The sequence below is a fragment of the Salibacterium halotolerans genome (assembly GCF_900115625.1).
Lineage (GTDB): Bacteria > Bacillota > Bacilli > Bacillales > Marinococcaceae > Salibacterium > Salibacterium halotolerans.
Genome location: NZ_FOXD01000003.1, coordinates 147520 through 172012 on the forward strand (window position 1 = coordinate 147520; position 24493 = coordinate 172012).

36 protein-coding genes are annotated in these 24493 nt (G+C 46.6%); 29 read left to right on the forward strand and 7 right to left on the reverse strand.

Annotation, left to right across the window (positions count from 1 at the left end; genetic code table 11):
• Positions 1-57 precede the first annotated feature (57 nt).
• The 10 genes from comGA (at position 58) to BM124_RS03870 (ending at position 4766) form a co-directional block, all read left to right on the forward strand.
• Entirely contained in the window at positions 58-1095 is a 1038-nt protein-coding gene (gene comGA / locus BM124_RS03830) for a competence type IV pilus ATPase ComGA (RefSeq protein WP_244504232.1), read from the forward strand.
• Positions 1088-2125 (forward strand): competence type IV pilus assembly protein ComGB, encoded by a 1038-nt coding sequence (comGB, locus tag BM124_RS03835; protein WP_093335350.1) that lies wholly within the window; start codon positions 1088-1090, stop codon positions 2123-2125. Before comGA ends, comGB begins: the two co-directional genes overlap by 8 nt.
• Positions 2126-2157: 32 nt before the next feature.
• On the forward strand, positions 2158-2319 hold the full coding sequence (locus BM124_RS18760) for a hypothetical protein (RefSeq protein ID WP_170840947.1): 162 nt from the start codon (positions 2158-2160) through the stop codon (positions 2317-2319).
• Positions 2316-2630, forward strand: coding sequence for a competence type IV pilus major pilin ComGC (comGC, locus tag BM124_RS03840; RefSeq protein WP_093335351.1), 315 nt, complete (start codon positions 2316-2318; stop codon positions 2628-2630). The genes BM124_RS18760 and comGC overlap by 4 nt, the downstream gene beginning before the upstream one ends.
• A complete protein-coding gene (gene comGD / locus BM124_RS03845; protein WP_093335353.1) occupies positions 2627-3076 on the forward strand; it encodes a competence type IV pilus minor pilin ComGD in 450 nt (149 codons plus the stop codon). The genes comGC and comGD overlap by 4 nt, the downstream gene beginning before the upstream one ends.
• The gene (locus tag BM124_RS03850) at positions 3063-3386 is read left to right on the forward strand and encodes a prepilin-type N-terminal cleavage/methylation domain-containing protein (RefSeq protein WP_093335354.1); all 324 of its coding nucleotides are present in this window, start codon (positions 3063-3065) and stop codon (positions 3384-3386) included. Before comGD ends, BM124_RS03850 begins: the two co-directional genes overlap by 14 nt.
• On the forward strand, positions 3346-3825 hold the full coding sequence (locus BM124_RS03855) for a competence type IV pilus minor pilin ComGF (RefSeq protein ID WP_093335543.1): 480 nt from the start codon (positions 3346-3348) through the stop codon (positions 3823-3825). The genes BM124_RS03850 and BM124_RS03855 overlap by 41 nt, the downstream gene beginning before the upstream one ends.
• The gene (gene comGG, locus BM124_RS03860; protein ID WP_170840948.1) at positions 3804-4160 is read left to right on the forward strand and encodes a competence type IV pilus minor pilin ComGG; all 357 of its coding nucleotides are present in this window, start codon (positions 3804-3806) and stop codon (positions 4158-4160) included. The genes BM124_RS03855 and comGG overlap by 22 nt, the downstream gene beginning before the upstream one ends.
• Positions 4161-4224: 64 nt before the next feature.
• Positions 4225-4410, forward strand: a complete 186-nt coding sequence (locus tag BM124_RS03865; RefSeq protein WP_093335357.1) for a YqzE family protein — start codon at positions 4225-4227, stop codon at positions 4408-4410.
• A gap of 116 nt (positions 4411-4526) precedes the next feature.
• Positions 4527-4766 carry a DUF2626 domain-containing protein gene (locus tag BM124_RS03870; RefSeq protein ID WP_093335359.1) on the forward strand — a complete coding sequence of 80 codons (240 nt, stop codon included), beginning with the start codon at positions 4527-4529 and terminating at the stop codon, positions 4764-4766.
• Positions 4767-4854: 88 nt separating this feature from the next.
• On the opposite strand, the gene BM124_RS03875 is transcribed toward BM124_RS03870, so the two are convergent.
• The gene (locus BM124_RS03875) at positions 4855-5490 is read right to left on the reverse strand and encodes an MBL fold metallo-hydrolase (RefSeq protein ID WP_093335360.1); all 636 of its coding nucleotides are present in this window, start codon (positions 5488-5490) and stop codon (positions 4855-4857) included.
• Positions 5491-5666: 176 nt separating this feature from the next.
• Between BM124_RS03875 and BM124_RS03880 the strand changes: the two genes are divergently transcribed.
• Positions 5667-5837, forward strand: a complete 171-nt coding sequence (locus tag BM124_RS03880) for a DUF2759 domain-containing protein (RefSeq protein WP_093335361.1) — start codon at positions 5667-5669, stop codon at positions 5835-5837.
• A 750-nt stretch (positions 5838-6587) separates the two neighbouring features.
• Here the strand turns inward: BM124_RS03880 and BM124_RS03885 are convergent.
• From BM124_RS03885 to BM124_RS03895, 3 genes are all read right to left on the reverse strand, one after another.
• Complete coding sequence (locus tag BM124_RS03885) at positions 6588-7373, reverse strand: YqhG family protein (RefSeq protein WP_170840949.1); 786 nt, start codon at positions 7371-7373, stop codon at positions 6588-6590.
• A 5-nt stretch (positions 7374-7378) separates the two neighbouring features.
• Positions 7379-9007, reverse strand: coding sequence for a DEAD/DEAH box helicase (locus BM124_RS03890; protein WP_093335364.1), 1629 nt, complete (start codon positions 9005-9007; stop codon positions 7379-7381).
• Between the two features lie 160 nt (positions 9008-9167).
• Complete coding sequence (locus BM124_RS03895) at positions 9168-9551, reverse strand: rhodanese-like domain-containing protein (RefSeq protein WP_093335366.1); 384 nt, start codon at positions 9549-9551, stop codon at positions 9168-9170.
• 167 nt (positions 9552-9718) lie between these two features.
• Between BM124_RS03895 and BM124_RS03900 the strand changes: the two genes are divergently transcribed.
• Complete coding sequence (locus BM124_RS03900; protein WP_093335367.1) at positions 9719-10555, forward strand: lipoate--protein ligase family protein; 837 nt, start codon at positions 9719-9721, stop codon at positions 10553-10555.
• Positions 10556-10626: 71 nt separating this feature from the next.
• Here BM124_RS03900 and dat read toward each other — a convergent pair whose 3' ends face one another.
• On the reverse strand, positions 10627-11463 hold the full coding sequence (gene dat / locus BM124_RS03905) for a D-amino-acid transaminase (RefSeq protein ID WP_093335368.1): 837 nt from the start codon (positions 11461-11463) through the stop codon (positions 10627-10629).
• A gap of 201 nt (positions 11464-11664) precedes the next feature.
• Between dat and mntR the strand changes: the two genes are divergently transcribed.
• Together mntR and BM124_RS03920 are read left to right on the forward strand one after the other, a co-directional pair.
• On the forward strand, positions 11665-12090 hold the full coding sequence (mntR, locus tag BM124_RS03915) for a transcriptional regulator MntR (protein WP_093335371.1): 426 nt from the start codon (positions 11665-11667) through the stop codon (positions 12088-12090).
• Between the two features lie 109 nt (positions 12091-12199).
• Positions 12200-13102 (forward strand): patatin-like phospholipase family protein, encoded by a 903-nt coding sequence (locus BM124_RS03920; RefSeq protein WP_093335373.1) that lies wholly within the window; start codon positions 12200-12202, stop codon positions 13100-13102.
• Positions 13103-13106: 4 nt separating this feature from the next.
• Here BM124_RS03920 and BM124_RS03925 read toward each other — a convergent pair whose 3' ends face one another.
• Together BM124_RS03925 and BM124_RS03930 are read right to left on the reverse strand one after the other, a co-directional pair.
• Positions 13107-13877, reverse strand: coding sequence for a phosphatase PAP2 family protein (locus tag BM124_RS03925; RefSeq protein ID WP_093335374.1), 771 nt, complete (start codon positions 13875-13877; stop codon positions 13107-13109).
• Positions 13878-13969: 92 nt separating this feature from the next.
• Positions 13970-14359, reverse strand: a complete 390-nt coding sequence (locus tag BM124_RS03930; protein WP_093335376.1) for an SA1362 family protein — start codon at positions 14357-14359, stop codon at positions 13970-13972.
• A 299-nt stretch (positions 14360-14658) separates the two neighbouring features.
• On the opposite strand from BM124_RS03930, the gene BM124_RS03935 reads away from it, so the two are divergent.
• The 15 genes from BM124_RS03935 (at position 14659) to folD (ending at position 24493) form a co-directional block, all read left to right on the forward strand.
• Positions 14659-15117, forward strand: a complete 459-nt coding sequence (locus BM124_RS03935; protein ID WP_244504218.1) for a YqhR family membrane protein — start codon at positions 14659-14661, stop codon at positions 15115-15117.
• 72 nt (positions 15118-15189) lie between these two features.
• A complete protein-coding gene (locus BM124_RS03940; protein ID WP_093335547.1) occupies positions 15190-16257 on the forward strand; it encodes a M24 family metallopeptidase in 1068 nt (355 codons plus the stop codon).
• A gap of 71 nt (positions 16258-16328) precedes the next feature.
• Positions 16329-16886, forward strand: a complete 558-nt coding sequence (efp, locus tag BM124_RS03945) for an elongation factor P (RefSeq protein ID WP_093335378.1) — start codon at positions 16329-16331, stop codon at positions 16884-16886.
• A gap of 126 nt (positions 16887-17012) precedes the next feature.
• Positions 17013-17909, forward strand: a complete 897-nt coding sequence (spoIIIAA, locus tag BM124_RS03950; RefSeq protein ID WP_170840950.1) for a stage III sporulation protein AA — start codon at positions 17013-17015, stop codon at positions 17907-17909.
• Between the two features lie 19 nt (positions 17910-17928).
• Complete coding sequence (spoIIIAB, locus tag BM124_RS03955) at positions 17929-18441, forward strand: stage III sporulation protein SpoIIIAB (protein WP_244504219.1); 513 nt, start codon at positions 17929-17931, stop codon at positions 18439-18441.
• A gap of 34 nt (positions 18442-18475) precedes the next feature.
• Positions 18476-18682 carry a stage III sporulation protein AC gene (gene spoIIIAC, locus BM124_RS03960; protein ID WP_026700262.1) on the forward strand — a complete coding sequence of 69 codons (207 nt, stop codon included), beginning with the start codon at positions 18476-18478 and terminating at the stop codon, positions 18680-18682.
• 12 nt (positions 18683-18694) lie between these two features.
• Positions 18695-19090: a stage III sporulation protein AD gene (gene spoIIIAD, locus BM124_RS03965; protein WP_093335382.1), complete on the forward strand. Its 396-nt coding sequence runs from the start codon at positions 18695-18697 to the stop codon at positions 19088-19090.
• A gap of 13 nt (positions 19091-19103) precedes the next feature.
• Positions 19104-20294, forward strand: a complete 1191-nt coding sequence (gene spoIIIAE, locus BM124_RS03970) for a stage III sporulation protein AE (RefSeq protein WP_093335384.1) — start codon at positions 19104-19106, stop codon at positions 20292-20294.
• 4 nt (positions 20295-20298) lie between these two features.
• Positions 20299-20925: a stage III sporulation protein AF gene (spoIIIAF, locus tag BM124_RS03975; RefSeq protein ID WP_093335385.1), complete on the forward strand. Its 627-nt coding sequence runs from the start codon at positions 20299-20301 to the stop codon at positions 20923-20925.
• A complete protein-coding gene (gene spoIIIAG / locus BM124_RS03980) occupies positions 20915-21562 on the forward strand; it encodes a stage III sporulation protein AG (protein WP_093335387.1) in 648 nt (215 codons plus the stop codon). The genes spoIIIAF and spoIIIAG overlap by 11 nt, the downstream gene beginning before the upstream one ends.
• A gap of 2 nt (positions 21563-21564) precedes the next feature.
• Positions 21565-22197 carry a SpoIIIAH-like family protein gene (locus BM124_RS03985; protein ID WP_170840951.1) on the forward strand — a complete coding sequence of 211 codons (633 nt, stop codon included), beginning with the start codon at positions 21565-21567 and terminating at the stop codon, positions 22195-22197.
• 161 nt (positions 22198-22358) lie between these two features.
• Positions 22359-22745 (forward strand): hypothetical protein, encoded by a 387-nt coding sequence (locus tag BM124_RS03990; protein WP_093335390.1) that lies wholly within the window; start codon positions 22359-22361, stop codon positions 22743-22745.
• Positions 22746-22795: 50 nt separating this feature from the next.
• Positions 22796-23194 carry an Asp23/Gls24 family envelope stress response protein gene (locus tag BM124_RS03995; protein ID WP_093335391.1) on the forward strand — a complete coding sequence of 133 codons (399 nt, stop codon included), beginning with the start codon at positions 22796-22798 and terminating at the stop codon, positions 23192-23194.
• 32 nt (positions 23195-23226) lie between these two features.
• Positions 23227-23622, forward strand: coding sequence for a transcription antitermination factor NusB (gene nusB, locus BM124_RS04000; RefSeq protein ID WP_093335393.1), 396 nt, complete (start codon positions 23227-23229; stop codon positions 23620-23622).
• 13 nt (positions 23623-23635) lie between these two features.
• Entirely contained in the window at positions 23636-24493 is an 858-nt protein-coding gene (gene folD, locus BM124_RS04005; protein ID WP_093335394.1) for a bifunctional methylenetetrahydrofolate dehydrogenase/methenyltetrahydrofolate cyclohydrolase FolD, read from the forward strand.

A 24493-nucleotide genomic window follows, 5' to 3' on the forward strand; every position in this document is an offset into this window, starting at 1 on the left:
AACCGTGCCGAATAATAATATTATGTTAATAAAAAGGAAGGTGATGTTTTGGAAAATATGGAACAGGACAGTCAGCGTTTAATCGAGCAGGCGCTGCAGCTGCATGCCACCGATATTCATCTGCAGCCCGGCAGGAAAAGAACACGTCTGTTTTTCCGGATTCACGGACGCTTACGGTTGATGGGCAGTATGAGCATACGGTATGCCGAGAGGTTGACCGCCCATTATAAATTCAGAGCGGGCATGGACATCGGAGAACAAAGGCGTCCGCAGAATGGATCGCTGTCACTGAAATACACGAGTACCCCCGTAAACCTGCGCTTCTCCACGTTGCCGTCATTCCGCCGTGAAAGTCTGGCCGTGCGGCTTCTTCCTCAGCACGAGTATTTTCAACTCTCCTCTTTATCCTACACATCTGATGTAACCTCCCATTTTTCTTCTCTTTTGGATCGACGAAACGGTATGCTGATTTTGACCGGACCAACGGGCTCCGGCAAAACGACAACACTATATGCCTTTTTACATGAACTCACCGGACGCGGCGCACGTATCGTCAGTGTGGAAGACCCGGTGGAAATACAGAATGAATCCTACATTCAGACAGAAGTGAATGAAAAAGCAGGTTTAACGTACAGGGAACTGCTGAAATCTTCTCTTCGTCATGATCCTGACGTATTGATGATTGGTGAAATCCGGGATGAACATACCGCAGCGATGGCTGTCCGGGCCGCTTTGACCGGGCATCTTGTATTAACGACGATGCATGCAGGCTCGGCGCACGGGGCGGTACAGCGTCTGCTGGATTTTGGGTGCCTCCCCTCCGACTTAAGAGAAAATCTGCTCTGTATTACGTCCCAGGAGCTTGTCCCCCGCTACTGTCCGCTTTGCAAAAGACAGCCCTGCTCCATCTACTGTACCCACTACAAACACACCTCCCGTACCGCTTTATTTGATATTCTGACCGCAAAAGAACTGCAGCAATGTCTGGAGGGACGCTCTTCTTCTGTGACAGTATCCAAGCATAATCAATGGGTAAAAGGGTACAGTCTCGGTCTGTTTCAGCCGGATTCCGACAAGGAACAGATGTATGTTTGACCGGCGTGTATGGGTGAAAGAAGCACGGTCCGATTTTTTAATGAAAACGGGAACACTTCTTGAACAGGGATACGCTCTGGAACAAGCACTGCAGCTCTTATCCTGGGAACAGCCGTATCATATAAAAGAGAAAATACTGCGGATGACCGAAGAGCTGAGAACCGGCACCGGATTTCATGAAGTGCTTCACGACCACGGTTTTCCTGCAGATGTTGCGGCATATATTTTCTTTTCAGAACAGGGTGGGTTTTTATCGGAAGGACTGAAAGGAGCGGGAGACCTGTATCAAAAAAGGATAAAAGCGCGGGGTTCGGTGCAGAAACTGCTGCGCTATCCACTTGTATTAATGTGGGTTCTTTTTATGATCGCGGTCGTGATGGTGAATTATTTATTCCCCTCTTTCCGCCAGCTGTTTCAGTCGCTTGATATGGATTTTCCGGTGCTGACAAGAATCATGCTCCAGTTGTTTCAATACGCTCCTTTTGCAGCAGTCATGCTGATTCCGCTGCTGCTGGCTGGTTTTATCTATTACATGCGGCGGTTCCGCCATTTTACGCCTCACCGCCAATACGCCTCTTTATACCGCCTCCCCTGGATAGGTTCCTATCTGAAACTTTTTCTCACGTATTATTTTTCTCTTCAATTCAGCAGCATGCTGAAAGGAGGTGTTTCGATATATGAAGTTTGCCTTGTTTTTGAAAAACAGCACCATTTTCCGTTTTTTCAATTGGAGGGAGCTGATCTGAAACAGAAGCTCAAAGAGGGAAAGACGTTGTATGACGCTGTAGAGGAATCCGGCTGGTACCGCAGTGATATGAAATATGTCATCCAGCACGGGCAGGTTTCGGGAAGACTGGCAGAAGACCTCACTTTTTACAGCGGGCGGATGCTTGAAGTTCTCGAAGAGCGGGTGAATAAAACGGTCATGGTGCTGCAGCCTGTTCTCTTTCTGATCATTGGACTGGTTATTCTGGGAATGTTTTTATCCGTGTTCCTCCCGATGTTTCAGTTGATGAATTCGATGCAGTAGCCGGTAAAAAAACAAAGAAAGAAGGAAAAATAATGCCTCAATCTCTTCCTATCGCTTCTCCTGTTTCGTTTGAGACAAAAATTATCGAACTGGAGAAACGTCTGCAGGCACTCGAAATCAATAAAGAGGAAGATATTTTGACACTGCTCCGCGTACTGGACACGAAAACAACGGAAAGAAGGGGAAGCGCATGAGAAAGAAATGTCAAAACGATTCCGGCTTCACGATGATTGAGATGATGGTCGTCCTGCTTATTATTACTGTTCTCCTCCTTATCGCTGTACCGAATATGGTAAAGAATAATGAAGTGGCGCAGTCCAAGGGTTGTGATGCGACGATCAATATTTTGGAAGCGCAGGCGGGCGCCTACAGGGTGGAACACGAAACGCCAGCGTCAGCGCTCACTGATTTAAAGGAAGGTGGGTATGTGGAAACCATCACATGTCCTGATCAAACAGCGCTGACATTGAATGCAGACGGAACGGTGACGAAGGCGTCAGAGTGAAACATGTTGTAACGGCTGAACAGGGGCACACATTCGTCGAGATGATTCTGGTGCTTGCTGTTCTTTCTATCATGACAGCCGTTCCTGTTCTGCATTTTCAAACCATGTACGATAAAAAACAAATTGATTATTTTCTTGAGGTACTCGAGGAAGATTTACGGGCTGCCCAGCAGCTCGCCTATGCCGATCAGGAATGGATTTATTTCAAGAACACAACAGAAACGTATTCCATGCAGAAAGGTTCGTTTTGGGAGGAACCCCTTCAGACGCGCGAACTGCCTGAAGGGGTGTCGTTTCAAAACAATACCATGGCATTTGAAGATATCGGTTTTAAAAGCAACGGAAATGCCAGAAAGGCGGGCACCGTCTTCATACAGACTCCGCATCAAAGCTATAAACTGGTGGTCCTTGTTGGGAAAGGGAGGATCTACATTGAAAAAAGATGAACAGGGATTTACATTAATGGAGGCTGTCACTGCTTTGGCTCTTCTTTCTCTGTTCTCCCTTGTTTTTCTGCCGCTGTACCACCGCAGCATGGAAGAACAGAAAACGGTCGATGAAGAAAGGACAGCTCTTTATCTGCTCGAAAAAGAAGCTCTGACATCCATTCATCATCAGCCGGGCATTGAATCGGGGGACAGAGAAGGGATCTACGAGTGGTCCAGGCAGTCGAAACACTCCGGCACGAATATCTGCCTGCAGTGGGAGGGGGAAAATGAACGTTCTTATGAAAAATGTCTGTTTTTCCTCTCGTAACCAACGCGGCATGACTCTTATGGAACTTCTTTTGTCCCTGACCATTCTTTTCGTGTGTACCGCCGTACTTGTTCAGGTTCTGCCGTTGTGGGAAAAAAGAGAAGCAACGTCGAAACAGGAGATACAGCTGTTCTTTCAGCAGCTGAAGGAGGATATGAATTATGCCTTTGATCTTGAAACAAAACAGAATGCCTTAATACTGAAAGAATACCGTAATGAGCGGAAATACAGTCTCTCCAGAGGACGAATCATCCGCACGACAAACGAAACCGGGTATGAAATCGTGCTCCAGGATGTGCGCGGCTTCTCTGCAGCTCGAACTCCCTACGGAGCTGATGTGTCTGTGATGGATAAACAGGGAGTGACATGGTCTGGAGTCATCGGAAAAAGACCACTGACAGAAAAGGGGAATGCATTTTGGGTGAAAAGGGAACCATAATGCCGGTTCTGTTGATTGTGTGTTTTCTGTTTGCTTCCTTGGTATTTGTCCAGACAGTGATCTTTGTCAACGAAAAACAAAGCGTGTCCAAGGAAGAACAGGTACTGCAGCTGGAATGGCTGCTGCGAAACGGGGAACAGCGGTGGAGAGAAGAAAAAGGAATGCTATCCGAAAAACAGAATCAGATGTATCGTTTTCCAGATGGTTATGTGACATGGGAACAGGTACAGCTTTTCGATGAGAGCATTCACCTGACTTTGACGGCGGTTACCACTGACGGTCATGAAAGGACAAGGTCTTATTATCTCGAGCCGCAAAAAGCAAAGAAAGAATAAAATCGAACCGGGCAGGTTATCCTTAAAATAGTATACCGGCACAAGGCTGGAAAGGAGGAAGTCCGTGACACCCAATCCCTTTTTAAAATATATCATCAAGGAAGCGGTACAGGCATTGGAAACGAGGGTGGACAGTGGAAAAAAAGAAAAAAAGCGGCACGCCTTTCGGGCGGAACGCATTGGTGTCCGGTGGTTCGGACTTCTTCCCCTTTCTTTTAAAATGGTATGGCAGAAACGGAAAAAATCCTGATGAACCCCCGGCAGCACAAGGGCAAAAAAACGTTTACAATGACTGCGTCCCTCGTATATAATATGAATAGCTATTACTATCCGATAGTTCTGCGATTGTGACAAGGGGGGAAGAACATGGACCGCATGTATCGAATGCTGGGATTCTGGACAGCTGTATTCGCTGTATTGTTCTTTGTGGGCGATATGTTTAATATGGCCGTACTCTTTTTTGCTCAAACCGCTTTCTTTGTAGCTTTGGGGTACATGAAATTGACGGAGCGTATGTACATTTACATTTTTGGAGCCTATTTGACAGTATTTTTTGTCAGCTTCACGTATTATTCCACATTTATTATGGAGCCGGGCTTTCACTAAAGAAGGAAGTGCCCGGAACGTACATACCAAAACGTAGCAGAAGCTGCCCTGTGGGAAAGGGCAGCTTCTTTTTTGCTTCTGCCTGTCTCTAAAAGCCGTTTAAAAAGGGGTTGCTGTCCATTTCCGCGCTGATGGTCGTTGAGGGGCCGTGGCCGCAGGCAACATGGGTGTCTTCCGGGAGTTCGAGCATTTTATCATGCAGCACGTGGAGCAGTTCGGCGTGATCTCCGCCGGGCAGATCCGTCCGGCCGATGGCCCCGGCAAACAGAACGTCGCCGGAGAAAACGGTTTGCAGCGGTCCGCAGTAATAGGAAACGCTTCCCGGGGAATGTCCGGGAGTCTCTATCACCTCAAAAGAAAACGACCCTGCAGAAAGGATGCCTTCTTCTGTAATCAGATGATCGGCTTTAGAAGCGGAAATAGCCCCTCCATCCAGAAACAGGGAAGACCCGTTTTTCTCCGGATTTGTCAGCCAGTCGTCTTCCAAATGATGAACATAGACGGGAACATCATATGTTTCCCGGACGGCGTCGACGGCACCGATATGGTCGAAATGAGCGTGGGTTAACAGCACAGCCTGCGGCTTCAGCCCAAGGGAATGTATTTTGTCGTAGAGTACATCCGCATCGCCGCCGGGGTCAAAAACAACCGCTTCTTTTTTGTCATTATACAGCAGATGACAGTTTGTCTGGATCGGTCCTAATGGTATCGTTTCCCAGTTCATTTTCTCATCCTCCACTTTCAATCAGCGATTTGGGGTTATTTTAACATAATTCCGGCGGAAAAAGCTTAAATTAATGGATGCATGTCTTTAGGAAAAAAGGTATAATATGAACCAACATGAATGTACAAATGAGATTGATTCGATACCCGGGTTATCGAACAGAAGGGGGAGATTTCATGGCTTTTGGAATTACCATGCTCATTGTTGCGATTCTTTGCGGAGTTGCAACGATCCGTGAAATAAAAAGACGGAACTTTTTGGCCTTTGGATTCGCCGGACTCTCTTTACTTGTATTTGGATGGTTTTCCATCATGACAATTTTTGTGAGCGGTTCCCCGGCAGGATAGCAGGTTACAAAGGAAGGCACATAAGACGTTTTGAACAACAAAAAAGCTTCCGATTATCAACTGATAATCGGAAGCTTTTTTGTATGCGTTTTTTACGCCCGTTTTGCAGCGTTATGCATTTATTCCACTTCGACCAATCGCGCTGCAAAATCCGTAAGCAGGGGTTGCTGAATCAACAAAGTTTGCTGATACTGCAAGGATTTTGATCAAATCGCAGGGCATGATACCAAAACCTTTGCATGTGGTGGAGGCAGGAGCGGAAGGCGGTGACATTTGAAGGTTCATCGGCTAAAAGCGGTCACATCGTGTGACCACCGCCGATGCTGGAACATCCTGTTCGTCGAAGCAGCAGCCGAAGATCCTATCAAACGGAGGCGCTCGCGTCCGGAGTCAGATCGGTGCCCGGCAGGATGTGCCGTACTTAACCGAACTTCCTTCAGGGAACAAGCTTAAGGCGCTGCCCGCGGCAAAGAAGACACGATGAGCCCGGCGAATCGATGTCGCCCTTGTGCTCTGGAGTGCAAAGAAGACACGATGAGCCCAGGCGAACCGATGTCGCTCTTGTGCCCGGAGTAAAAACGTCCGCCTGCAGCGGATGCCTCTTTCCCCGGCGTATTCCTAAAGTGGAAACGAGTAATTAAGATAGAGCGGAATCTCCCTCAAACAATACCCCTGTTATCATGGATTCAGGAAGCCATTCAGCAGCCCCTAAGTACTGCGAACGTCCGCCGTGCACTAAAAAAAGAACAATCAGAGGGAAGAGTGGGACAGGTAAAAAAGACCGCTGTTAATAATGTCCACATGAACCGATGGCTGGTATCTGTTTTGGATATCATTTTTTTCTTTTTCATAATCCTCTGTTGGAGCAGATACGGCTTGACTGTAAGTATGAAGCAGCGCCAGTTCCTGAAGCATCTTTTTTTCCGCTTTTTCGGCCCAGTCATCCGGATGATCATCGACAAAGCGCTGCGCTTCGTTCTTAATCCGAAGGAGGCCGCTTTCCACCTGGATAAGCGATGCCATCGGAAACGAATGATCGGCGATGATGGGTTCGAGCTGAAGTGGTCTCAGGTGATCCATCATATGATGAACGAGCTGGCCGTGTATCAGCTGAAGACCGTAAGATAGAATTTTATCTTTGCGCTGATGCGAGACGAAGGAATATTTCACATTAACAACCAGCCAGGGATAGAGAGGAGCCGGTGTCTGTTTTGGTTCATGATGTTCATAGAGAAGAGACCATATTCCTTTGTTCCGGGCGGATTCAAAGATTTGATGAAGCCTTGGCGTTCCAACGTGCAGCCATTCTCCCTTTTTTGCCTGATCTTCTGCTTGTTCTGTGAAAAACGTGAGTGTCATCGGTTCCGGAGTTCCTCCCGTTTTTTTCACGTAATGCCAGTAAAAAGGACGGTTCATCAGCTCCCGGTCCAAAGCCTCTGTCAATTTAATCTGAATGCTGTTATTGGAGCAGTGCTGAATCAATGCACCGTTCGTTTCAAAATACCTGTGGATATACTGCAGGAGTTCATCTGCCAAAACAGTCACCCTCCTTTTTGGCCGGATTCGGTTTCCATTAAAGCATAGAGATGATTGAGTTTCACTTCTATTTCCCGTTCGGATTCCGAATCCTGCATCGTTTCTGTGATATACTGTTCCATCTCTCTGCCGAAACGGGAATCCAAAATGGTGTCAAGCGTACCGATAACATGTTCGAACAACTGGATTTTTTCGTACAGCAGCCGAAGAACATGTTCTTCGATCGTTCGTCTAACGGCCATATTATAAATCTCTACGTCTTTTTCCTGTCCGAGGCGGTGAAGACGGCCGATCCGCTGTTCGAGCCGCATCGGATTCCAGGGAAGATCGTAATTGATGATGGTGCTGCTGAATTGAAGGTTAATTCCTTCCCCGCCGGCTTCGGTGGCAATCATCACTTTAGCCCGGTCACGAAAAATCATCTGCATCCATTCTTTTTTGCTGTGCCTGAAACCACCGCGGAAAGGGACCGATAATATGCCGAACTGCTTGAAATACCATTGCAGGTAAAGCTGCGTCGAGCGGTATTCTGTGAAGAGCACCACTTTGTCATCTGTGTTCTGGATGATTTCAAGTGCTTTTTGAGCCTTACTGTTTATCTCCATGTTCTGAATGCGCTCCAGAAGAGAGATAAACGTCTCTTCGGGAAGTTCTTTCTTCTCGTACATGTTTCTAAGGGTTCCATATGCTGCTTCTTTGCTGCTGCAAGCTTCCCGCAACAGCGTAACCGATGTAAAGCCATGAAACCGGTGCCCGTTTGAGGAAGACAGATTATTAAGGGAATCGTAGAAATGCTGTTCCTGCGGCGTGAATGAAATATAAACAGAATGCACGTTCCGTTTTGTCCACGAAATTTCCGTTTCATCCCTCCGGTTTCGTACCATCACCTGCTGGACAATATGTTTTATTTCCTGTTCTCCTTTTTCTTTGAACAGTTTCTTAAACTCTTTCTGACTGCCGAGGAGACCGGGTTTTAATAGATGGATTAAATGATAAAGCTCCGCGGGATTGTTCTGCACCGGCGTCGCCGTTAACATGAGACAGAACGTTTTTTTTACAAGTCTGGCAAATTCATAGTTTTTGGTTTTAGGATTTTTCAATTTATGAGCTTCGTCGAAAATAACCATGTCATAGTCCTGATTGAGCACAATATCCCTGTGCGGGGGCTGTTTGGCTGTGTCGATGGAGGCAACCACCACGTCCGCTTCTTCCCAGACGTAGTGTTTTCGCTGCACGGCAGCCGGGATCAGGAACTTACTCTGCATTTCCTGTGCCCATTGTCCGGTAAGAGACGCAGGCACAAGAATCAAAGCCTTTTGGACAAGGCCTCTTACCATGTACTCTTTTAAAATCAAACCCGCTTCAATGGTTTTACCGAGTCCGACTTCATCGGCAAGAATCGCCCGCCCGTCCATCTCTTCAAGCACCCGTTTTGCTGTTTGTTCCTGATGTGGATAAAGATCCACACCGGTAATATGACGAAGGCACAGCAGTCCTTCAAAGTCAGGTACCGCCCTCCATTGTTCAGCCTCATAGGCAAGCTGGAACTGTTCCCAGGAAGACAGCTGCTCCTTCTGCCGGATCGTTTGATCGAACAATTCCCAATCCGGATGATAGTTAAGTTCCGCGGTCATTGCAATCGTTCTCCTTTGTGGAACATCATTACAGCTAGTCATGTTCAAACGGAGATGTTTTTATGCACAGGACAGATAGAAGGAGAGGGCAGGGGAGAATGTATGATTGTTAAAAAAAACGCTCAAGGATAAACTCCTTGAGTGTTTTTGAGACGTTGTACTATTTTTTCTTGATTTTGCCTGTCCATTTTTTAAAGCCTTTTTTCAATTGATAGATGTCACTCGTCCCGGCTTTTTTGCGAATGATGCGTGCGGCCTGACGGCTTCGTGCGCCGGATTGGCAGTACAAATAAACAGGCTGGTCATCTCTGATTTCATTTATACGCTGTTTAAGCTGGGAAAGCGGGAGATTGCGTGCGCCCAGAATGTGACCGCCGTTGTATTCACGAGGTTCCCGGACATCGAGCAGTTGTGCTTTCCGGTACCCTTCAATAAATTCTTCCTGTGTCAATTCTGTTAAAAATCCCGGTTTTTTGAAGCGCCGGAACAGAAGTGCTATCAGGATAACGAGCAAAATTCCCCATGAAATCCAGGTTATCGTCACTTTGTCCCCTCCTTTACGTGTACAAGACTACATGGTGTATTATAATAAGGATTATGGATGTAAGCAAAGTTTAATTCTTTCAAAGCCGGGAAACTTTCGATGCACGCAAAGAATTGTTACACTAACCGTATCAAAGTGAAAAGTTTCCAGAGGAAGCGGGGGAGAACATGACAAAAGAAACATGGTACTTCATAGATTCCGGCAGCTGCCCTCCGGCATGGAATATGGCAATGGATGAAATGCTGATGCAGTGGCACAGTGAAGGGAAAATTCCTCCTGTTGTCCGTTTTTATGGATGGAGTCCTGCGACATTGTCTGTCGGTTATTTTCAGAAAGTACATAAAGATATCGATTTTGAGGCGGTCCGAAGACACGGGCTCGGCTTCGTGAGAAGACCAACGGGAGGACGTGGTGTGCTGCATGATAAAGAGCTGACATACAGCGTGATTGTATCGGAAGATCATCCTGAGATGCCGGAAACGGTCACGGAAGCGTACCGCGTGATTTCAGAAGGAATTCTGGAAGGGTTCCGCAAACTTGGACTTCAAGCCGAATTCTCCGTGCCACGTACGAAAGAAGAAGAAGAGTCACTGAAAAATCCAAGATCCGCCGTCTGTTTTGATGCACCGTCCTGGTATGAACTTGTCGTGGAAGGACGAAAAATCGCCGGCAGCGCCCAGACGAGACAGAAGGGCGTTATTTTGCAGCACGGTTCGATCCTTCTCGATATCGAAGAAGACAAACTGTTTGATTTGTTTCAATATTCCAGTGACAGAATCAGAAAACGGATGCAGAGAGGATTTAAAAACAAAGCGGCTGCCATCAATGAGTTGACGGACGCTCCTATAACAATGGAACAGATTTCAAACGCTTTTCATGAAGGGTTCGCCGACGGTTTAAACGTAAACTGGGAGCCTTATACATTAACAGAAGACGAAGAGAAACGTGTACGTGAACTGGCCGCAGAAAAGTATGACACCGACGAATGGAACTACAGGCGCTGAATAAGAGGAAGGAATATAGAAGGAAAAAACCGGCTCGGCAGATAACGGAGCCGGTTTTCATCATGCAGGACTTAAGATAGTTTTCTTTCCTGAAATGTTTTCTGCAGTTCATCGGTCAGCTCGCGTGAGGGCAGTGTTTTTTCGATGGTCCCTGATACGCGGTGGACCGGTACAATTTCATGACTTGTGCTGGCAATAAACAATTCATCTGCACCGCGGAGATCCTCCAGCGTGAAAGCTGATTCTTTGAACGGAATGCCTTTTTCGATGCAGAGCTTTTGAATAAACTGCCGTGTGATTCCTTTTAAAATGTAGTTGTCCGCCGGATGAGTATAAATAACACCGTTTTTCACCATAAAAACGTTTGTCGAAGAGCCTTCGGTAACCGTAGGGCCGCGGTGAAGAAGCGCTTCATGACACCCATTATCCTCAGCACTTCGTTTTGCCATGACATTGCCGAGCAGGTTGATCGTTTTAATGTCACAGCGGAGCCAGCGGATATCTTCGACAGCCCGTAAGGAGATTCCCTGTTCCTGCAGATGGGAAGGAACATCTTCTTCCTTTGTGAACGCGGTGATAACAGGGGTGATCTCCCTGGAATAAAGGTGGTTTCTTTCCTGCACGCCCCTTGTCATCTGCATGTAAATAATCCCGTTATGCACTTTATTGGTCTCGATGAGATGCAGCATATCCTCTTTGATGTTCTCGAGCGGTTTCGGGAAAGGGAGGTCCAGTTCGGCGGCACTTCTTGTAAAACGTTCGAAATGTTCCTCCCACAAAAAAGGTTTTCCGTCGTAAAGACGGATCACTTCATAAATCCCATCTCCGAAATAATACCCCCGGTCCTCAAAAGAAACACCGGCTTCCTCCTGCGGGGTTAACGTGTCATGTATCCATACATACTGCATGTTCATGTCCTCCTGTCTCAAGTGTGTATGATTCAACTGTAACACATACAGCCGTGTAAATAAGACACAAGTGCATGCTCCTTTTTCTTTTTTGCTTCAAATGAAATATCCCGGCTTTGTCCTTCGCTCCACGTTGCTGTATACTAAGAGAGGAAATGTAATGATTCATGTAAATGTTTTGGACGTATTGGAGGAACATTCATGCCTGCACCTACACCCAGTATGGAAGATTACCTGGAACGCATATATAAATTGATGGAAGAGAAAGGGTACGCAAGAGTCTCGGACATCGCTGAAGCTCTTGAAGTACACCCCTCTTCCGTTACGAAGATGGTTCAAAAGCTGGACAAGAAAGAGTATCTTGTTTACGAAAAATACAGAGGACTGGTACTTACAGCCAAAGGAAAAAAAGTCGGAAAACGGCTGGTGTACCGGCACGAACTGCTGGAAGATTTTCTTCGCCTGATCGGCGTGGATGAAACCTTCATATATAACGATGTGGAAGGTATAGAACATCACTTAAGCTGGGAAGCCATCGACCGCATCGGTGATGTCGTGCAGTATTTCGAAGAAAAGGAAGAGAGAGTGCAGACACTGAAGGAGATTCAGCGCAATAACGAATCCTGATTGCAGCACCTGCGCCGTATGTGATACACCGAAGTATTTTGTTCTGTTCACAATTCTAGTTCAACGCCCATACGCTGACATCACAAGTATGACAATAAAGGGTGAGGGCATGAATATAGACGGTGTGTTTGCAGGCGGCGGGGTGAAAGCTTTTGCTTTTATCGGAGCACTACAGGAACTTGAAAAAAAGGAATTCACGTTTGAGCGTACAGCAGGAACCAGCGCCGGTGCTTTGATGGCTGCTTTAATTCAGGCAGGCTATACGGCTGATGAGCTGCGGTCCGTATTTATGCCTCTGCAAAGTTCAACGATAGTGGAAGAGACGTTTGTCAATGAACGCTTCCCTTGGCTTTCCTGGATTTCGGTTTACTGGAAAATGGGATTGTATAAAGGGGATAAGCTTGAGAAATGGATTTATGAACTGCTTGCAGCCAAGCGGATTTACACGTTTCAGGACCTGCCGGAAGGGTCATTGAAGATTATCGCCTCCGATTTGACAGAGGGACGGCTTTTAATTCTGCCGGATGACCTTCCTAAATACGGAGTGGATCCCAAACGGTTCCCCGTGGCACTGGCCGTCAAAATGAGCTGCACGCTTCCTTATATTTTTCAGCCTGTCAAATGGCGTACAAAAAAAAGAAACGTCCACATTATTGTGGACGGCGGTATTCTCAGCAACTTCCCTCTCTGGCTTTTCCGGGATGAAGAAACCGGGCAGTGCCGCAGGCCGGTTATTGGTTTTCAGCTTTCCCCTTCCATGCAGGATGAAAAGCCGTCTCCCAAAATCAAAAATGCACTGCGGCTGTATCAATCCCTGTTTTCTACGATGCGAAAAGCACATGATCTTCGTTATATCTCCAGGCAGCAGGCGAAAAATATTGTGTTTCTTCCTGTAGAGAATATTAAAAGTACGCAGTTTGATCTGGATGTGCTTCAGAAGAAAGAACTGATTCAGATTGGAAAGACGGAAACGGAACAATTTTTGAAACAGAATTTTGAGCCTGTGGATTGAGTAGTTATCCCAATTTCTGAAACTTCCCTGATTGCTGATTCAGCCCAAGACGCAGGGAAAGGAACGGAAGAAAGAGTGTAATCCATATACCGGCTGCTGCGGCATGCAGAAAAACCAGAACGGAGACAGGCGGTAATAGAGTACCCGCTGCAATAATAAGCAAAAGACCAGCTCCTCCGATAACCGCAGTAATCGCTTTTTTATACAGTTCATTGGTCAGCTCCGTCCGGCATTTCAGTCTTTCCACGCTGTAACCAGCACCTGAACCGAGAAGAAGACCCGCATAAAGAGCACCATCCGGAAACAGAAGAAGGAGAGAAGAGGGAAACACCAGGGAAAATGAGAACAGAAATGGTTCCGGCATCGCGGCGATCCAATCCATCGAACGGTATACCACATACACGATAAAGGCGCCGATCAGTCCTCCCATCAGGATGTTTTCCACGGTATGAGAAGTATATAGAAACGTTGTTCCTGCCACAATAAGAATCATACTGAAAGAGAGCCATGTGAATCGTCTGTCCCTGACTTCAAAAAGGAGGTACCCCCAAAACGCCACGGCGGTCTGGACCTGCTTGGCAGGGAATGTAAAACCTCCGTTTCCATCGGGAGGGACAGGAAAAAACATCTGCTTGATGAGACCGTGGAAATAAATACTGAGTGCCAGCACGATAAGAAGTCTGCCCCCTGCCGGCTTATCCATCGTCCAGTATAAAACGGCTGCTATGATTACCAAAAACCAATCATTTGTCATGATTTCCCATACCATAACCATCCTCTCCCCCTTTTGCGCACCGATGGTTTGTAGCGCGCTCCTATGAAAGATAACGGGATTCCATTTTTAATAAACAAAAAACCAGGCTCTGTTTAAAAAAGAGCCCGATTTTTCTTCTTGTTTTTTCTGCCTTCAATAACGGTTAAGTTATGGTCCTTCCGGCGTTTGTTTCCGGTCCGGGGAGGGCGTTTTTGATTCGGCTTATTTTTATTCTGCTGTTTCACTGCTTTTTGATATTTTTTGTCTGAGGCCGCATCCCTGCCATTGGCGGCTTTCGGTCCTGCTGCTTTTTGAAACTGGTTCGCCGAAGTCCGCTTCATGAGCACTCTTGTAAATAAAAAATACAGCCCGACAGCAACCGCTGTGCCAACCAGGATGTATGTCAGGATACCAATCGGGTCTGTAACAAGTTGATAGCCGAGACCGATAACCGCAAGACTGAAAATAACGAGGGGCAGGGGATTGACTGGAAGTCTGGACATAAAATCACCTCCATATATGATAAGCCTTCAGAGAAATGACACCGTTCATATGTGCAGGAATAGTCAGCTGTCTGTCCCTGAATCGTTTGAACATTTTTATTACTTCTATTTTACACGAAACAATCCTTTTCCTCCATAACAGACTTCGTCATAAAATAAATACAGCCTGTAAAAGATAGACCTTATTCATTAACCATTCCCTTTTCTGAAAAAAATACACATGAAATTTCACGTTTACATCCACTTCTCCCGTATGAAAGCACCAAAGTTCCACCATAATAACCATAGGAGGTGGAGCAGTGAACGAAGAATGGATGTACAATCAGAAAGTAGCAGGAATAGGAATTTTTGGAGGAGTGTTATGGAGTCTGATTGGATATGCGGCCTACTTGCTGAATTTTACGGAAATGGGGCCGGCAATGGCTGTGCAGCCGTGGGCTCTACCGCAATGGAAAGAGACGTACCTTGGTCATTTTGCCGGTATAGCGGTCATTGCGCTGCTTTCGGTGTTTACCGCTTTTTTGTATCGTATACTTTTCCAGAAGTGGGAATCTATCTGGCTTAGTGCAGCTTACGGTCTTGTTTTGTGGGTGGTTGTTTTTTATTTTCTTCATCCATTGTTCCCGGATAAAGATCCAATCACGTCCATGGACCTTACCGATCTTGTAACGACCATCTGTCTGTATGTGATGTACGGGGTGTTTATCGGATATTCGGTGTCGTATGAATACAAGATCATACAGCACCACCAGGCTTAAACTATTCAAAAAAAGGGGCTTATGATACACTGAATGGTAACGGTCCGGCAAAAATCGGGAGGGAACATGATGATGAACAGAATAGACAACGTACGAGAAAAACTGCGCGGCCTCAAAGGGGATGCTGTTATAATTGACAGCCCTGCCAACCGCCGTTATATCAGTGGATTTACAGGAACCGCAGGGGCGGCGTTAATTACTCTGCAGAACGCTTATTTTATCACGGATTTCCGGTATGTCGAACAGGCTGAAGCACAGTGCACCGGTTTTGAAGTGGTGCGCCATACTTCTTCTGTTTACGAAAAAGCAGGCGAGCTGCTCAAACAGGAACAGGCCGCAGTCCTTGTTTTTGAAAAGGACCACGTCAGTTATTCAGGCTTCGAGTCACTCCAGCGCAATACAAAAGTCGAGCTGACCCCGGTAAGCGGTCTTTTGGAAGAAATCCGGCTTATCAAAACAGAAGATGAACTGGATGTGCTGCAGAAGGCAGTGGATATAGCAGACCGCGCGTTTGAACACATAGCGTCTTACATAAAGCCGGGAGTAAAAGAGATCGATGTCAGCAATGAGCTTGAATTTTTTATGAGACGCGAGGGAGCTGTTTCATCTTCCTTTGATATTATTGCCGCGTCGGGAGTAAGAAGCGCGCTTCCCCACGGTGTGGCCTCGGAAAAAGAAATCCAGAGCGGTGAGCTTCTGACACTCGATTTCGGCGCCTATTTTAAAGGGTACTGTTCAGACATCACGCGTACAGTAGCGGTTGGAGAGCCTTCAAGCCGTCTCCGGGAAATTTATCAGGTCGTGCATGAAGCACAGCTTAAAGCCCTTGAGGAAATCAAACCTGGTATGACGGGAGTGGAAGCGGACGCCGCGGCAAGGGATCATATCGTAAAACATGGATTTGGAGAATACTTCGGTCACGGCCTGGGACATGGTCTGGGCATGGAAGTCCATGAAGGACCGAGACTTTCTCCCAAATCCAATCAAGTGATTGAACCCGGTATGGTTGTAACTGTTGAACCGGGTGTTTACGTACCGGAAGTCGGCGGCACCAGGATTGAAGATGATATCGTGATAACGGAAGATGGAAACAAAACATTATCAAAATCCCCGAAAGAATTAATGATTCTCGGACAGTAAAAAAGTGAATACACGACAGGTGTGTTATAGTAGAAGAAAAATTTGATTTGGCAGAGATGGAGGAACGAAATATGGTTTCAGTAAATGATTTGAAAACAGGATTAACAGTGGAAGTCGAAGGCGATATCTGGTCGGTTGTAGACTTTCAACACGTGAAACCGGGGAAAGGTGCTGCTTTTGTGAGAACAAAGCTGCGCAGCCTCCGCAGCGGCAACACACAGGAAAAAACGTTCCGGGCCGGGGAAAAAATCAACCGGGCTCATATTGAGAACAGAAGTATGCAGTATCTCTACTCAAGCGGCGATGTGCATACATTTATGGATATGGAGACCTTTGACCAGCTAGAATTGACGAGTGCCCAGATTCAATATGAATTAAACTTTTTGAAAGAGAACATGGAAGTAAAGATCATGTCCTACGGAACGGAAACACTCGGCGTGGAACTGCCGAATAACGTGGAACTTGAAGTTGCTGAAACAGAGCCGGGTATCAAGGGTGATACTGCGTCCGGCGGTACAAAACCGGCTGTCCTGCAGACAGGCTACAAAGTACAGGTTCCTTTCTTCGTCAACGAAGGAGATAATCTTGTCATTGATACAAGAAAAGGTGAATATGTCTCGAGAGCATAGCAGAAAAACCTCCGGCGATTTAATCCGGAGGTTTTTTTATGTCTTAAGAAGGAAGCGTGATATGCTTCACTGGTTCTAGCGGTCTGTTCTGTGAATAAGATGTATAAAAAGCTTTGGAGGACAACCATGGAACAGATTTTCTCCCTCATCCCGGCCCATCTTCACGAACCTTTGTCTTCGATTTCCGGTCAAGATACCGTAGAAGAAATAAGGCTGCGGATTCATCAGCCGGTCGAAGTAACGACCACCTATGGCACAACATTTCTGAGCGATCAAAGCGGAAACCTCTGTGTCATGACAGAAGAGGATATGGAATATACATTGCACCAGCTCAGCGAATATTCCCTCTATGCGTTTCAGGAAGAGATGAAACAGGGGTACATCACGACAAAAGGCGGGCACCGCGTCGGCATCGGCGGTCAGGTGGTAAGAGAGAACGGTGCCATTCAGTCGATGAAGCATGTCCGCTACTTTAATATTAGAAAAGCCGCACATCATCAGGGAGCAGCGCGTCCCTATATCAAACAGCTGCTCGAGACGTGCGGCCATACGCTTGTATTCGGGCCGCCGCAGACCGGCAAAACCACATTTCTGCGTGACTTGGCGCAGTCAGCAAGTGAAGGAGTGCCAAAATGGCGCATTCCATCAAGAAAAGTCGGCATTGTGGATGAACGATCGGAACTTGCCGCCTGTTATCACGGCAGTCCTTCTTTTCCCGTGGGAAGACGAACCGATGTGCTGGACGCATGTCCAAAAGCCGAAGGAATGATGATGATGATCCGTTCCATGAGTCCGGAAATTATCGTGGTGGATGAAATCGGCAGGCAGGAAGACGCTGATGCTGTCATGGAGGCGGTTCACGCGGGTGTCTCTGTTTTCTGCAGCGCACATGCGGGCTCATTTGAGGAATTGAAGCAGAGACCGGTTCTCCGGGAGCTTCTGGATGCGAGTGTGTTCCAGAACGTTCTCCAGCTTCATCGTAAACATGGACAGGTCCGCGCCTTGATGGTGCATGACGATTGAAAGACAGGAGGGGATAGCGGTGAACTGGCTCGGAGCGGCACTTATTCTTACCGCCTGTACGTGGGCCGGTTTTGAATATGCAAAAAAACTGACAGAACGTCCCCGTCAGCTTAGGCAGTTAAGAACAGCATTACAGAGTTTTGAGGCAGAAATAATGTACGGTATGAATCCCCTTCCGGAAGCAAGCCGGAAAATGGCCGGTCAGCTCCCTCCCCCTGTTTCATTTTTGTTCCGCTTTTTTTCGGATTATTTAAAACAGGGGGAACGGAATGTAGATGAAGCTTGGTCGAAAAGCTTGAACCAGGTGTGGCCCCTTACAGCACTTGCTTTTCGGGAAAAAGAAATTCTTTACCAGTTCGGGTCCACTCTTGGAAGACACGAGAAAATGCAGCAGCAGAAACAAATCAGGCTTGCGATGATTCATCTCGAAAAAGAAGAACAAGAAGCAAAAGAAACAGAGAAACGATATGAAAAAATGGCTAAATCGCTCGGATTTCTATCCGGACTTCTGATCATTGTCATGTTTATATAGCGGGTGGTTTTAATTGCAGGAAGGAGGGACAATAGTGGCCTACGATGTAAATACAATTTTTCAGATTGCCGGAATTGGTATTATTGTGGCAATGATTCATACCGTACTCAAACAAATGGGGAAAGAAGACTGGGCACATTGGGTCACCCTCATCGGCTTCGTGGTCGTCCTTTATATGGTCGCTTCCATCATCGATGAACTATTCCAGAAGATAAAGAGTGTGTTTTTGTTTCAGGGATAGGAGGCGGTCGCCGTGGAAGTCATTCAGATCGTCGGTTTTGGACTAATTGCTGTATTTTTAATTATTATCGTGCGGGAGCAGAACCCGGCACTGGCATCGGCTATTGCACTTGCAGCCGGCGGTATGATTTTCCTGTTTGTAACGGTGCCGCTGCAGTCGGCAGTGGAACTGATTGCCACCCTTTCCGGACAAGCCGGCATTAATCAGATGTACATCCAGACCTTGTTGAAAATCATCGGCATTGCCTATCTTGCGGAATTCGGCGCCCATCTGGCCAGAGATGCAGAACTAGAGTCGATCGCTTCCAAAATAGAACTGGCCGGCAAGATGCTCATTATCATGCTGGCGGTACCGATTTTTCAGGTATTGATTGAAACGGTGATGTCCCTGCTCCCAGGCGGCGTCTAAGGATGTGAATGATATGAAAGCGCAGGCTGCGCTGCTTGTATGTCTCATTGTTTCTCTTTTTCTTTATACCGATTCCACCACTGCTGTTACAGGTATAGAAGAAGGCCGGGAAGAGATACAGGATATGAAAGAAGATCAGATAGAGAACGTTAATATATCAGAAATAAGAAAATACTGGGAAAACATTGAAGGGGAGTACGGAGCTTTTTTACCTGAATCACAGAAAGGGTCATTGAAAGAGTTCATCACCGGGGAAAAACAGTTTGCTCCGAAAGAATGGGGCATGGCATTCCTTCAGTATATTTTCCATGAAGTGACCGCCAATGGAAAACTCATGGGAACGCTTCTTATTTTGGCTGTATTCAGCGCTGTTCTTAAAGCGGTACAGAATGCATTTGAAACAGAAGTGGTCAATAAAGCAGCGTACGCTGTTGTTTTTCTCGTTTTTATTGTTATTGCCTTAAACAGCTTCTATCTCGCCATGGATTATGTAAAAGATACGGTGGGAAGCATGGTTCATTTCATGATCGCCCTTCTCCCGTTAATGCTTGCTTTACTTGCAACCAGTGGAGCCGCAGCGTCTTCGGCCCTTTTTCATCCGTTGGTCGTTTTTCTTGTTCAGTCCAGCGGCATGTTGATTGAAAACATTATTCTACCGCTGCTGTTTTTTTCCGCTATTTTAAGCGTTGTAAGCAGTTTGAACGAACACATCAAACTGACGAAACTGGCGGAACTACTCCGCAGGACGGCGATGGGAATTCTGGCTGTTTTTTTCACTATTTTTCTTGGTGTGATATCGGTTCAGGGAGCTACAACCGCTGTAACAGACGGCGTTGCGATCCGGACAGCGAAGTTTATTGCAGGAAATTTTGTGCCGGTCATAGGGAGAGTGTTCACTGATGCTGCGGACACGGCACTTGGTGCTTCTGTTCTGCTGAAAAACACCGTTGGTCTTGCAGGTCTTGCTATTCTGTTTCTTCTTTGCGCGTTTCCCGCCATCAAAGTGCTCGTTATCAGTTTTATTTTTCATTTCACGGCAGCACTGGTGCAGCCGCTTGGTGACGGACCGCTGCTGGAAGCATTGTCGGTTCTCGGGAAAACGGTTTTGTCGATGTTTGCCGCTTTAGCTGCTGTATCCTTTATGTTTTTCCTGGCTCTTACATTGATCGTTGTATCCGGAAATATTTCGTTAATGGTGAGGTGAAGGTATGGACATTTTTCATGAGTGGATCAGTCATTTGATCATCTTTCTGCTGGCTGCTTTTCTGCTTGAATTGCTGCTCCCTTCTTCCTCCTTTCAAAAATACGCAAGGCTTGTTTTATCTTTCATTTTGATGCTTCTTATTATTGAACCGCTGATGTCCTTCACTTCCATTGATGCAGAACAGGAACTGAAAGAAGCTATGGAAGAGTGGCGGAGTGAATCGTTCCCACAGCTGTCGATGGAGGGAGAAATAAACCAACAGAAAAACGAAATAGAATCGGGACAAGATGCATATATTTCAAAACAAGTATCCCGGCAGCTTCAACAGGAGTCGCAGGAAGAAATCAGGAGTAAGTGGGGATGGGAGGTGGAAAGTATATCGGCAGAATCTATGGACAATAACAAAACAGCGTCGTTTTCCGTTGACGTTACGCTTCGAAAAGCGGAGGAAGGAAAAAAAGACAACAGTGTGGTGGATCCGGTTCATATTGATGTAGACAAAGAGGACCGATCACAAAAGAACAGCAGCGGGGATACAGATCAAATCCGTGCATATCTCTCAGAAACATGGGGGATTCCAAAAGAGCAGGTGGAGATTTCGATAGTGGAGGAGGGGGAAAGTGCCGGATAACAAAACCATAACCCCCGTAAAAAAACTAAAACAGTGGCTTGGATCCGGACAAGATACGCCATCCAGGAAATCCTTTCCTTTATACCTTGGTCTCCTTTTACTGGCCGGCATCATTTTCATGGCTACGGGAGCCTTTCACAACGATGGGGAACAGGGTGAATCACCTGCCGGCAGCCCGGCGGAAAGGGAAGAAATAGAAAAAGAAAATTCATCCGGTGCCAAGCGGAGAGAAATAGAAACAGAAATGCAGAAGCGGTTAAAGAGCATGCTGGAAAACATAGCCGGTGTGGAGAACGTGACAGTCATGCTGAATCTTGAAGGAACCGAAAAGAAAGTGTATGAAAAGGACCGTACCATCAGCCAGCAGACTACGAATGAAGAAGACCAGGAAGGCGGAACAAGAGTGCAGGAAGAAGGTACAACCGAAGAACAGACAGTTATCATTCAGCAGGACGGGGAAGAATCGCCGCTGCTTTTGTATAAAGAGAAACCTGAGGCGAAAGGGGTGCTTGTCGTTGCAGACGGTGTGGAAGATCTGGAAGTGAAAGAATGGGTCGTTGAGGCTGTAACGAGAGTACTGGATGTCGCACCTCATAAAGTGTCTGTGTTACCCGATGATCAAATGGAAGGAGAATGATAATGGTATTAAAAAAGCAGACAGTGTGGCTTATGACGATGATCAGTTTAACTATTGTACTGGCGGTTTATTATGTTACGTCACCTGAAGATACAGCCCGGGATAATGAGCAAAATAGTGAACAGGCCGGCGGTCAGGGCCAGGAAGAGGCAGCATCTGTCATGGAGGAAGAAGGGCTGTCTGAATGGCTGTCGGAAGAGGATATGAAAACAGCTGTGGAGGAGAGCGAACCAGAAGGCGGCGGGGAATCAAACCAGCAGCAGACTTCAGAAGAGACGACGGACAACCTTTTCAGTGAATTTCGTATGGAAAGGGATGAATCAAGAAGCCGTCTGCGGGAAGAATATACAGAAACAATTGCTTCGGAAGATTATTCTGCAGCGGAGAAAAGTGAAGCTTACGAAAAACGGGAACAGCTTCAGGAACAGCAGCATCGCGTGAGCACACTGGAGAATATGATACAGGCCGAAGGGTATGAAGAAGCCGTCGTTATTCCCAGGGAAGAACACACCAGGGTTCTCGTTGCAGCAGAGTCGCTTTCCAAAACGGAAGCAGCGGAATTAAACCGGATTGCACATGAACATCTGAACACACAGGATGTCGTTATCGGCCACCGAACAGCCGCACAGAATTAATGGCTTGAAAACCTGTATTTCCATCCCGCCTTGAGCGGATGGCTGCAGGTTTTTCTTTTTGGGCAGGGGGTGGAGGATATAATGAAAAAACAGCGCCGTCATGATATAATTTAGAGGAAGAAGAAAACAGGAATAGTAAAGAAAACGAGGAGAGATTATTCATGGAATGGGCGGATTTAACCGAAGGCGCCAAAGCGGTGCTCGAACAGACGAGAAACATGAAAAATGATCAGATACAGATCGTTGAATTTGAAGTAGGATTTGAGAACAACTACGGAGAGGGAGACAATCAGTACAAGGTTTCCATCCAGGAAGATGATTACGAAAATCTAAAGAGATTTACAAAAGAGAATGAATACGGAGACAAATACCATATGGCCCGTAACAAAAATATCGTAAAAATCATCCTGCTGGAAAACGAAAAGATTCCGGACAATTTATCGGAATTTCCGGTGTTCCGCCAGTATAAATTCGACTACCTCCAAAAGAATGAAGAAACACAGACAGAGGAAGAGCAACCGGAAGAAAATGAGGATGATCAACAGTAACGACAGGTCATTTTTTCCTGAAGCTGAAAAAGGATCCGGAGGTGAAAAGCGTGAGTGAATACCGGACAATTGATCTTGAAGAGGAAAAAAATGAATTGGGTAAAATCGAAATATCCCCTGAGGTGATTGAAGTAATCGCCGGCCTGGCTGCATCGGAGGTGGACGGCGTACACGCGCTTCGTGGTAATTTTGCAGCGGATGTAGCCGAGCGGCTCGGCAGAAAAAATCACGGAAAAGGCGTAAAAGTGGAACTCCAGCAAGATGGAGTGAAACTTGAAGTTTCCCTGCAGCTGCAATACGGTGTGTCCGTTCCGGAGGTGGCTGCTGAAGTCCAGACAAATATTCAACAGGCGCTGCAGACGATGACCTCCATTACGGTAAAAGCCATTGATGTACACGTCATTGGTATTCAGCTGGAGCTGCCTCATGAAGCAGAGCAGCAGGCCTGATAAGGCACGGATTAAAAGAAGGAGTCAACGAAATGAATCGACGTTTAGCAAGACTACGGGCGGTCCAGGTGTTATATCAGATAGATCTGACCCACACATCGTGGGAACAGGCACTGAATAATACGCTTGAGGACGATGAAACAGCAGACGATTATCTGCTGGAAACAGTAAAGGGTACGCTGAACCATGAAACAGCCATTGATGATACCATCAGGGAGCATCTGGAGAACTGGACTCTGGAAAGGGTCGGAAATGTTGACAGGGCTGTGCTCCGTGAAGGGGTTCACGAAATGAAGTATATGGATGATATTCCGCTCCATGTCAGTGTGAATGAAGCGGTGGAAATTGCGAAAGCTTTCGGTGGAGAAGAATCAGGAAAGTTTGTGAACGGCGTGTTATCAAGCATTCTGAAAAGTTACGAGACATGAAGGAGGAACACGTATGACAGCGGAAATAATAAGTGGTAAAGAAGTGGCAGCGAGTCTGCGCGGAAAGATTAAAGATAAAGTCCAGTCTCTCGCTGATACTGTCGTTCCGGGTCTGGCCGTTATTCTTGTCGGCGATAACCCGGCTTCCAGATCTTATGTGAGAGGGAAGGAAAAAGCTTCTGCCGAAGCAGGGATCTATTCAGAACTGACAGAAATGGATGCGGATGTTGCTGAAGAAACGCTTTTGAACAAAGTACAGGAGTATAACGATAACCCGGATATTCACGGTATTCTCGTACAGCTCCCGCTTCCGGAGCACATATCGGAGAAAAAAGTGATTGAAACCATTTCCCCCAAAAAGGATGTGGACGGTTTTCATCCGATTAATATAGGACGCATGATGACAGGCCAGGACGCTTTTCTCCCCTGTACCCCTTACGGCATTATGCAGATGCTGCATTATAAAAACATTTCGGTGGAAGGAAAGCATGCTGTCGTTATCGGGCGGAGCAACATCGTTGGAAAACCTGTCGGACAGATGCTCTTAAATGAACATGCGACGGTTACATACTGCCATTCCAGAACGGCTGATTTAACACACTTCACGAAAGAAGCCGACATCGTTATAGCCGCTGCCGGGAAAGCGGAGTTTATTACGCAGGAATACATCAAGGAAGGGGCTGTCGTCATCGATGTCGGCATGAACAGGAGAGAAGACGGTTCATTGTGTGGAGATGCCGCGTTTGACGACCTGAAAGAAAAGGCATCTTATATTACACCGGTGCCGGGCGGTGTCGGCCCTATGACTATTACGATGCTCCTTTACAACACCCTGCAGTCGGCTGAAAAACATGCTGCAGGGGCAAAGTAG

Excerpts from the sequence above, each read along its gene's own strand:
- comGA (WP_244504232.1), top strand. The coding sequence starts at position 58 with ATGGAACAGGACAGTCAGCGTTTAATCGAGCAGGCGCTGCAGCTGCAT.
- comGB (WP_093335350.1), top strand. The coding sequence starts at position 1,088 with ATGTTTGACCGGCGTGTATGGGTGAAAGAAGCACGGTCCGATTTTTTA.
- BM124_RS18760 (WP_170840947.1), top strand. The coding sequence starts at position 2,158 with ATGCCTCAATCTCTTCCTATCGCTTCTCCTGTTTCGTTTGAGACAAAA.
- comGC (WP_093335351.1), top strand. The coding sequence starts at position 2,316 with ATGAGAAAGAAATGTCAAAACGATTCCGGCTTCACGATGATTGAGATG.
- BM124_RS03855 (WP_093335543.1), top strand. The coding sequence starts at position 3,346 with ATGAACGTTCTTATGAAAAATGTCTGTTTTTCCTCTCGTAACCAACGC.
- BM124_RS03870 (WP_093335359.1), top strand. The coding sequence starts at position 4,527 with ATGGACCGCATGTATCGAATGCTGGGATTCTGGACAGCTGTATTCGCT.
- BM124_RS03875 (WP_093335360.1), bottom strand. The coding sequence starts at position 5,490 with ATGAACTGGGAAACGATACCATTAGGACCGATCCAGACAAACTGTCAT.
- BM124_RS03880 (WP_093335361.1), top strand. The coding sequence starts at position 5,667 with ATGGCTTTTGGAATTACCATGCTCATTGTTGCGATTCTTTGCGGAGTT.
- BM124_RS03890 (WP_093335364.1), bottom strand. The coding sequence starts at position 9,007 with ATGACCGCGGAACTTAACTATCATCCGGATTGGGAATTGTTCGATCAA.
- BM124_RS03900 (WP_093335367.1), top strand. The coding sequence starts at position 9,719 with ATGACAAAAGAAACATGGTACTTCATAGATTCCGGCAGCTGCCCTCCG.
- dat (WP_093335368.1), bottom strand. The coding sequence starts at position 11,463 with ATGCAGTATGTATGGATACATGACACGTTAACCCCGCAGGAGGAAGCC.
- mntR (WP_093335371.1), top strand. The coding sequence starts at position 11,665 with ATGCCTGCACCTACACCCAGTATGGAAGATTACCTGGAACGCATATAT.
- BM124_RS03920 (WP_093335373.1), top strand. The coding sequence starts at position 12,200 with ATGAATATAGACGGTGTGTTTGCAGGCGGCGGGGTGAAAGCTTTTGCT.
- BM124_RS03925 (WP_093335374.1), bottom strand. The coding sequence starts at position 13,877 with ATGGTTATGGTATGGGAAATCATGACAAATGATTGGTTTTTGGTAATC.
- BM124_RS03930 (WP_093335376.1), bottom strand. The coding sequence starts at position 14,359 with ATGTCCAGACTTCCAGTCAATCCCCTGCCCCTCGTTATTTTCAGTCTT.
- BM124_RS03940 (WP_093335547.1), top strand. The coding sequence starts at position 15,190 with ATGAACAGAATAGACAACGTACGAGAAAAACTGCGCGGCCTCAAAGGG.
- efp (WP_093335378.1), top strand. The coding sequence starts at position 16,329 with ATGGTTTCAGTAAATGATTTGAAAACAGGATTAACAGTGGAAGTCGAA.
- spoIIIAA (WP_170840950.1), top strand. The coding sequence starts at position 17,013 with ATGGAACAGATTTTCTCCCTCATCCCGGCCCATCTTCACGAACCTTTG.
- spoIIIAE (WP_093335384.1), top strand. The coding sequence starts at position 19,104 with ATGAAAGCGCAGGCTGCGCTGCTTGTATGTCTCATTGTTTCTCTTTTT.
- spoIIIAF (WP_093335385.1), top strand. The coding sequence starts at position 20,299 with ATGGACATTTTTCATGAGTGGATCAGTCATTTGATCATCTTTCTGCTG.
- BM124_RS03985 (WP_170840951.1), top strand. The coding sequence starts at position 21,565 with ATGGTATTAAAAAAGCAGACAGTGTGGCTTATGACGATGATCAGTTTA.
- BM124_RS03990 (WP_093335390.1), top strand. The coding sequence starts at position 22,359 with ATGGAATGGGCGGATTTAACCGAAGGCGCCAAAGCGGTGCTCGAACAG.
- nusB (WP_093335393.1), top strand. The coding sequence starts at position 23,227 with ATGAATCGACGTTTAGCAAGACTACGGGCGGTCCAGGTGTTATATCAG.
- folD (WP_093335394.1), top strand. The coding sequence starts at position 23,636 with ATGACAGCGGAAATAATAAGTGGTAAAGAAGTGGCAGCGAGTCTGCGC.